Below are 5,285 nucleotides of genomic sequence, written 5' to 3'. Positions count from 1 at the left end.
GGGCCCCACATAGCCGATGATCGAGCCGGCCACCTGGCCGGCAGGGTAGGTCCGCTCGCTGGTCTGGTCGGCATAGACGCCCGGGATGCCGACCGCGAGCGCCTCGTTCTTCACTTCCGGCGTCACCGACTGTGCAACGTAGTTGAAGATCTTGTCCCCCACGATGGAGTCCTCCAGCGTGGCGGCGTCGATTCCGAGGACTTCGAACAACTCCCGGAAGCCCTGCTCGAGGGGAATATCGACCTCACGCTCATCCAATTCGGCGTTGTAGCGGCTGAAGGTGTCCCCGGTACTCAACGTCTGGTCCACCACGATGTCGAACCGTTCGACGCTCCGTGCGAAATGCTTTCCGTTGGTATCGAGGATCGACCCACGGACCGGTTGCACGGCAGTGGTGGTCAGGCGCTTTGAAAGGCCGGCCTGGGCCATGCCGTTGAGGTCGAGGGCCTGCAGCTGGAACAACCGCACGCCGAGTACAAGAAGCAGCACGAGGACGAAGGCCAGGCCGAGCCGCAGCCGTTTGGATCCGAGGGCCACGCGCATTGCGTCCTGGCCGCCGGTGATGGGATGCGCCACGAGGATTTCCTTGTCAGTCGACACGAGCAGTTGAGGTCGAGGGGCGGGCTACCTGCCCGTTGCTGCCTGCCCCGGATCCTGCTCTGGACCAGGGATGGTGCCGGCAGCTTCGGTTCCGGTTGAAGCGGCCATCTCCGGCATCGACTCCAACTGGACATCGAGGTCGGGAGCCGGGATGAGCGCAAGCGGGCCGTCGGTCTTCGTGGCGGCCTCGGGGCTCCCCGTCACCTTCAAGGAATCTAGCTCAATCGAACCGAAGGTCGGGGATGCGACCATGCCGAGTTTCGTCGCTGCCGCAGCGAGGTTCTGGGGCGCCTCCCGGTTCTCGATCTTCTGTTCCAGGGCCTGGTTCTCCTGGCTCAGGGCGATCTGCTGGCCGCGGAGCTGGACCAGTTCGTATTGGGTGCCCGAGACCGAGATGTTGAGCATGAGGACCGTGACCAACGCCGCCACCAGCGCGACAAAGCTGAACACCACGAAGGGGACGCGCCGTTTCGCGGGACGTGCGGGCACCACTGAAAGCGGAGTGCGCGTCCTGGGTGCTGCTCCCCCACCCGGCCGCGGCGCTGCAACGGCGCTGCTTCCGGACAGCTCGTGGTAAGCGCTGCGGGTATCCGCGATCAGTGCCTGGCTCAATTTCTATTCCTGTCCACGGGGTGTTCCTTGATTCGTTCAACTGCCCGGAGCTTCGCTGACGCGGCCCGCGGATTCTCTTCGACTTCCAGCTGCGTCGGTGCCTCGGTGCCACGGGTGAGGAGCCGGAGGTACGCCTTGTGCTGTTCGAGCTCCACAGGAAATCCCGGAGGGGCGGAGGATTTCGCTCCGGCCGCGAAGGCAGTCTTCACGATGCGGTCCTCGAGCGAGTGATAGGACATGGCGACGACCCGCCCTCCGAGCCGAACCGCGTCGATCGCCGCGGGGACTGCCCGTGAAAGCACGGTGAGTTCCTCGTTGACCTCGATGCGGAGGGCCTGGAACGTCCGCTTGGCGGGGTGACCGCCGGTGCGGGCCGCCGATGCCGGGACAACATCGCGGATCACCGTGACAAGCTGGCCGGTGGTCTCCAAAGGGGTCCCACTGCGCGCTGCAACGATCGCCGAGGCGATCCGGCCCGCAAACTTCTCCTCGCCCCAGGATCGGATGATGCGGAGGAGCTCCTCCTGGGAGTAGGTGTTGACGACGTCGGCGGCTGTGATTCCCCGGGTGGTATCCATGCGCATGTCAAGGGGTGCGTCGTAGGAGTAGGCGAAGCCACGCTCGCGTTCGTCGAGTTGGAGGGACGAGACGCCCAGGTCGAAGAGGAATCCGTCGACTGCCGGGATGCCGAGGTCGGCCAGGACCTCGTTGATCTCGTCGTACACGGCGTGGACGAGGTCGGTCCGGTCGGCGAAGGGTTCCAGCCGCTCCCCCGCGAGCCCCAGAGCCTCGGTGTCACGATCGATACCCACCAGGTGCACTGTCGGGAATTCGGCGAGCAGGGCCTCGGCATGGCCACCCATACCCAGGGTCGCATCGACGAGGACCGGCGGTCTGCCTGCTTCCCGGGCCGAGGCGACAGCGGGCGCCAGGAGGGATACGCAGCGATCGCGCAGTACCGGCACATGCCGCTCGCCGGTGGGGCGGTCTTCGCTCACGCACCTTCTCCTTCCTGCATCATTTTCCACATCGGTTCTGTAGGCCTGGGACTGTGGAAGTTCTTGGATCAGATCCCCATCCGGCCGGATCGAGCTGCCGCCTGGCTTCGGGGAAGTGAAGCCAGGTGGTGCTCTCTATCCGACGGGTGGAGATCTCATCCAAGACGTCCGGCCCGTGTCCTCCCTAGATGATTCCGGGCAGGGTGTCCTCGTCCGTTTCGGAGAACGCCGCTTCCTTTTCCTCGAGGTAGCGGTCCCAGGCTCCCGCGTCCCAGATCTCCGCTCGGCTTCCCGCTCCGATGACCGCGAGTTCACGATCCAGTCCGGCGTAGGCGCGCAGCACCGGTGGAATGGTGATCCGCCCCTGCTTGTCCGGGAGTTCGTCCGAAGCGCCTGACAGGAACACGCGGACGTAGTCCCTGGCCTGCCGGGATGAGATCGGAGCGGCCCGCATCTCCTCGTGGACCTTCTCGAATTCACTTGCACTAAAAACGTAGATACAGCGCTCCTGCCCTCGGGTGAGGACAAGTCCTGAGGCCAGCTCGTCACGGAACTTCGCCGGCAGGATCAACCTGCCTTTTTCATCGAGGCGAGGTGTGTGTGTCCCCAGGAACATCCCCACCGCCTGTCCGAAATCCGCGTGCGCCATCACTTCGCTCTTATATTCCCCACTTTACTCCACTAAGCACCACCGTCAACGCGACCAGGATCGCGTGGCGCGCACTTTTCGGGAAAGTTTCCTGCTATTCCGGGGCAGAGAGCCAGGGAGTGAAGTGGAGGGATATTCCCATCGCGGTGTCGAATGCAGCGGCGTTAAATGCAAAAGACCCGCCGGGGCGGGTCTTTTGCGTCGAGATCGGCCGTGCTACGGGCCGGTCGCCGGAGTTGTGGTGACCGGGGCCTAGGGCTGGTCCCGTTTACGTTCGTCCCATTTGTCCTCGAGGGTCGTCATGAACCCGCTTTTGCCTGCGGAGGCCGGTTTCGCGGTCCGGCCGGCGGTAGGACCGCCCTCCGCTGTCTTCGGCTTCGTGGTTGCGAAGTAGACGCCCGCCCCCATCACCAGGAACCCGGCCACTCCCAGGATGATGATCTGCTGCGAGATTCCCGCCAGCAGGACCAGGATTCCGGCGATCGTTATCAGGGAACCGATGACCACCCGCCGCGTCGACATCGACCCGCGCGTATTCGACGCCATGGAGTGCGCAAATTTGGGATCGTCGGCGTGTAGTTGTTGTTCGAGCTGATCAAGGAGCCTTTGCTCGTGTTCCGAGAGTGCCATGATCGCCTCCTTGCTGTCAGTGCCAACGTTCCTTAATCCAAAGAACGAGTCCGCCACCGCTGGAGTTCCCCCGATACGGACCGAAGGACCAACGGCAAGCTACTGCTTTCGCACTTTGCATTACTTCTATAAAGAGTAGTTTGCTACGGGTCGGCTGGAAAGTCACAATGCACCTTGCTGGTCCCGAGAGTATGGTGCTATGCGCCGTCCTCCCTGCCGACCTGGCGCCGCACGGGCTGCGTTCCGGCGGGCAGCTTCAGCAGCCCGGCCGGCAGGATTCCCGCGGCACCGAACTTCCTGTTGACTGCGTCCAGCGCAGCCTCTGCGCCACGCCAGCTGTCCTCGTTGCCATCGATGGTCAGCTGGTGCGCCCCTGAACCGCCGGTTTCGAGATGCTCGGCCCGAAGGCCGATGAGCCTTACCGGCAGGGGCCGATCGCCCAGCCCGAGAAGCAGCGCGATTGCCGCCGCATGGATTGCGTGCGCGCTGTTCACCGGTTCGGGGAGCTTCTTCGACCGTGTCAGGGTGGAGAAATCCGCGTAGCGCAGTTTGAGCGATACACCGCCTGCCTGATGGCCGGACGCCCGCAGGCGGACGGCGGTCCGGTGAGCGAGCCTCAACAGCTCGGTCCGCAGGACGGTATCCGATGAGACGTCCTGCTCGAACGTCTCCTCGGCGCCGATGCTCTTTTCCCTGCGGGACACCACCACACTCCTGGGGTCACGCCCCCACGCCAGGTGGTGGACGTGCTCGCCGGCAGTGCCGAGCAGCCGCCGGAGGGCGGTGACCGGCGTATGGGCCACGTCCTCCACCGTGCGGATGCCGAGACGCGCGAGGGTCTCCTGGGTCTTCGCTCCCACGCCCCACAGTGCGGAAACGGGAAGGGTGTGCAGGTAGGCGACCGTCTCGGTGCCGGGGATCAGGAGCAACCCGTCCGGTTTCGCCCGCGTCGAGGCGATCTTCGCGACGAATTTTGTGGTGGCTGCTCCCACACTTGCCGTCATGCCGAGGGTGGCACTGATCTCCGCCCTGACCTGCTCACCGATCGACCGCGGGCTTCCCAGCCGACGGAGGGCGCCCGCGATGTCGAGGAATGCCTCGTCGACGCTCAACTGCTCGACAACCGGCGTCACTGAGCGGAAGATACCCATCACTGTCGACGATACTTCGGAGTAACGGTCATGGTGCGGTGGAAGGACCACTGCACTGGGACACTGCCTCAGCGCGACGGCCATGGGCATGGCGGACCGCACACCATACCGCCGGGCCTCGTAGGACGCCGAGAGCACCACCGATCGGCCGGACGGAGAACCCACGATGACGGGTGCACCCTTGAGTTCCGGTCGTCGCAGCAATTCAACCGAGACATAGAACGCATCCATGTCGATATGGAGGATCGAGCACTCCGGGTTCTCCATGCCGTCCAGTCCATGGGACGTTCCTGCATCCTGCACGCTCCCATCGTACCGAGCGCAGTCCGCCCTCCCTGCATCACCGGCACTTCGGCTTCCGGGTGACGGATACAGTAGGAGGTTCACGCTTCGAGCCGCACCGGGAGAGCCATGCCGTCCGCCATTCCGAGTCCGAACGAGGGCGGTTCCCCTCTCGGAATTATCACCCGCGACCAGAGCGCGTTCCGGGCGTCGATGACGCATGAATCCGACCGTTTCCTCGGTGAGCAAGCGGCGATCCTCGCCGGGATATCGACCGAGTCGCTCGTCCTGCTCGACGCCATCCGCCAGCTCACCGATGGCGGGAAGCGCCTTCGCGCCCTCCTGTGCTACTGGGGATGGCGG

Annotated in this window: 5 protein-coding genes and 2 pseudogenes; 1 reads left to right on the top strand and 6 read right to left on the bottom strand. The window is 64.6% G+C overall.

Annotation, left to right across the window (positions count from 1 at the left end):
- From Y705_RS21210 to dinB, 6 genes and pseudogenes are all read right to left on the bottom strand, one after another.
- Positions 1-576 (bottom strand): annotated as a pseudogene (locus Y705_RS21210) (peptidoglycan D,D-transpeptidase FtsI family protein); the annotation flags it as partial.
- Between the two features lie 48 nt (positions 577-624).
- The gene (locus Y705_RS18205; protein ID WP_049822422.1) at positions 625-1,212 is read right to left on the bottom strand and encodes a cell division protein FtsL; all 588 of its coding nucleotides are present in this window, start codon (positions 1,210-1,212) and stop codon (positions 625-627) included.
- Positions 1,209-2,210, bottom strand: coding sequence for a 16S rRNA (cytosine(1402)-N(4))-methyltransferase RsmH (gene rsmH, locus Y705_RS0107400; RefSeq protein WP_026532397.1), 1,002 nt, complete (start codon positions 2,208-2,210; stop codon positions 1,209-1,211). Before rsmH ends, Y705_RS18205 begins: the two co-directional genes overlap by 4 nt.
- Before the next feature lie 184 nt (positions 2,211-2,394).
- Positions 2,395-2,826: a division/cell wall cluster transcriptional repressor MraZ gene (gene mraZ, locus Y705_RS0107395; RefSeq protein WP_026532396.1), complete on the bottom strand. Its 432-nt coding sequence runs from the start codon at positions 2,824-2,826 to the stop codon at positions 2,395-2,397.
- Between the two features lie 285 nt (positions 2,827-3,111).
- Positions 3,112-3,489 carry a DUF3040 domain-containing protein gene (locus Y705_RS0107390; RefSeq protein WP_026532395.1) on the bottom strand — a complete coding sequence of 126 codons (378 nt, stop codon included), beginning with the start codon at positions 3,487-3,489 and terminating at the stop codon, positions 3,112-3,114.
- Between the two features lie 197 nt (positions 3,490-3,686).
- The gene (gene dinB / locus Y705_RS18200) at positions 3,687-4,907 is read right to left on the bottom strand and encodes a DNA polymerase IV (protein ID WP_049822421.1); all 1,221 of its coding nucleotides are present in this window, start codon (positions 4,905-4,907) and stop codon (positions 3,687-3,689) included.
- A gap of 144 nt (positions 4,908-5,051) precedes the next feature.
- Between dinB and Y705_RS23620 the strand changes: the two are divergent.
- Positions 5,052-5,285, top strand: a pseudogene (locus tag Y705_RS23620) (polyprenyl synthetase family protein); the annotation flags it as partial.

Origin of the sequence: Arthrobacter sp. H41 (genome assembly GCF_000520535.1) — a bacterium.
Lineage (GTDB): Bacteria > Actinomycetota > Actinomycetes > Actinomycetales > Micrococcaceae > Arthrobacter_D.
This window is presented reverse-complemented; position numbering and strand designations above follow the sequence as displayed.

Excerpts from the sequence above, each read along its gene's own strand:
- mraZ (WP_026532396.1), bottom strand. The coding sequence starts at position 2,826 with ATGTTCCTGGGGACACACACACCTCGCCTCGATGAAAAAGGCAGGTTG.
- Y705_RS0107390 (WP_026532395.1), bottom strand. The coding sequence starts at position 3,489 with ATGGCACTCTCGGAACACGAGCAAAGGCTCCTTGATCAGCTCGAACAA.
- dinB (WP_049822421.1), bottom strand. The coding sequence starts at position 4,907 with ATGGAGAACCCGGAGTGCTCGATCCTCCATATCGACATGGATGCGTTC.